The sequence below is a fragment of the Thalassotalea marina genome (assembly GCF_014656435.1).
GTDB lineage: Bacteria > Pseudomonadota > Gammaproteobacteria > Enterobacterales > Alteromonadaceae > Thalassotalea_C > Thalassotalea_C marina.
This window is the reverse complement of sequence record NZ_BNCK01000019.1, coordinates 3,138-5,146: the sequence shown is the minus strand read 5'-3', so window position 1 is coordinate 5,146 and position 2,009 is coordinate 3,138. Positions and strand designations below refer to the sequence as shown.

At 49.9% G+C, this 2,009-nt stretch carries 2 tRNA genes and 1 rRNA gene; all 3 read left to right on the top strand.

The annotated features are described in order from the left end of the window. Positions 1-81 precede the first annotated feature (81 nt). The 3 genes from IE199_RS21755 (at position 82) to IE199_RS21745 (ending at position 1,870) form a co-directional block, all read left to right on the top strand. Positions 82-1,622 (top strand): 16S ribosomal RNA (locus tag IE199_RS21755). Positions 1,623-1,699: 77 nt separating this feature from the next. Continuing rightward, positions 1,700-1,775: transfer RNA gene (locus IE199_RS21750), tRNA-Ala, on the top strand. An 18-nt stretch (positions 1,776-1,793) separates the two neighbouring features. Further along, positions 1,794-1,870, top strand: a tRNA-Ile gene (locus IE199_RS21745). Positions 1,871-2,009 lie beyond the last annotated feature (139 nt).

Sequence of the window (2,009 nt, the reverse complement as noted above, 5' to 3'; positions counted from 1 at the left end):
GTGAGGTTCATGCAAAAACTACTTTTATAAGTTTTATTTGTACAGAATTCATTGAGTCGCACTTAGGTGCACAAACGATTTTAATTGAAGAGTTTGATCATGGCTCAGATTGAACGCTGGCGGCAGGCTTAACACATGCAAGTCGAGCGGTAACATTTCTAGCTTGCTAGAAGATGACGAGCGGCGGACGGGTGAGTAATGCTTGGGAACATGCCTTGAGGTGGGGGACAACAGTTGGAAACGACTGCTAATACCGCATAACGTCTACGGACCAAAGGAGGGGATCTTCGGACCTTTCGCCTTTAGATTGGCCCAAGTGAGATTAGCTAGATGGTAGGGTAATGGCCTACCATGGCGACGATCTCTAGCTGGTTTGAGAGGATGATCAGCCACACTGGGACTGAGACACGGCCCAGACTCCTACGGGAGGCAGCAGTGGGGAATATTGCACAATGGGGGAAACCCTGATGCAGCCATGCCGCGTGTGTGAAGAAGGCCTTCGGGTTGTAAAGCACTTTCAGTCGTGAGGAAAGGGTTGTAGTTAATACCTGCAATCTGTGACGTTAGCGACAGAAGAAGCACCGGCTAACTCCGTGCCAGCAGCCGCGGTAATACGGAGGGTGCGAGCGTTAATCGGAATTACTGGGCGTAAAGCGTGCGTAGGCGGATGATTAAGCGAGATGTGAAATCCCGGGGCTCAACCTCGGAACTGCATTTCGAACTGGTCATCTAGAGTACTGTAGAGGGTGGTGGAATTTCCAGTGTAGCGGTGAAATGCGTAGAGATTGGAAGGAACATCAGTGGCGAAGGCGGCCACCTGGACAGATACTGACGCTGAGGCACGAAAGCGTGGGGAGCAAACAGGATTAGATACCCTGGTAGTCCACGCCGTAAACGATGTCAACTAGCTGTTTGTGTCCTTGAGACGTGAGTAGCGTAGCTAACGCGCTAAGTTGACCGCCTGGGGAGTACGGCCGCAAGGTTAAAACTCAAATGAATTGACGGGGGCCCGCACAAGCGGTGGAGCATGTGGTTTAATTCGATGCAACGCGAAGAACCTTACCATCCCTTGACATCCAGAGAATTTTCTAGAGATAGAATTGTGCCTTCGGGAACTCTGAGACAGGTGCTGCATGGCTGTCGTCAGCTCGTGTTGTGAAATGTTGGGTTAAGTCCCGCAACGAGCGCAACCCCTATCCTTATTTGCCAGCGAGTAATGTCGGGAACTCTAAGGAGACTGCCGGTGATAAACCGGAGGAAGGTGGGGACGACGTCAAGTCATCATGGCCCTTACGGGATGGGCTACACACGTGCTACAATGGTACATACAGAGGGCAGCAAGACCGCGAGGTGGAGCGAATCCCAGAAAGTGTATCGTAGTCCGGATTGGAGTCTGCAACTCGACTCCATGAAGTCGGAATCGCTAGTAATCGCAAATCAGAATGTTGCGGTGAATACGTTCCCGGGCCTTGTACACACCGCCCGTCACACCATGGGAGTGGGTTGCAAAAGAAGTGGCTAGTTTAACCTTCGGGAGGACGGTCACCACTTTGTGATTCATGACTGGGGTGAAGTCGTAACAAGGTAACCCTAGGGGAACCTGGGGTTGGATCACCTCCTTATCTTGAAGTGAAACAGATTGTTGTTGAGTGTTCACACAAATTGCATTGATAACGAAAGTAAGAAGACGAAGCCTTATGGGGCTATAGCTCAGCTGGGAGAGCGCCTGCCTTGCACGCAGGAGGTCAGCAGTTCGATCCTGCTTAGCTCCACCAATCACTCTTATGTGAAATAGGTCTGTAGCTCAGCTGGTTAGAGCGCACCCCTGATAAGGGTGAGGTCGGCAGTTCAAGTCTGCCCAGACCTACCAAGCTTCGTAAAAGAAACCAAATTAAAGGTTGCTGATAAGTAAAATTTAATTTGGTTTTTTTAACCACGAATTAGCCGAATGCGCGCTAGTTTGATGTTCTTTAACAAATTGGAAAGCTGATAATATATCCCTTGGATTT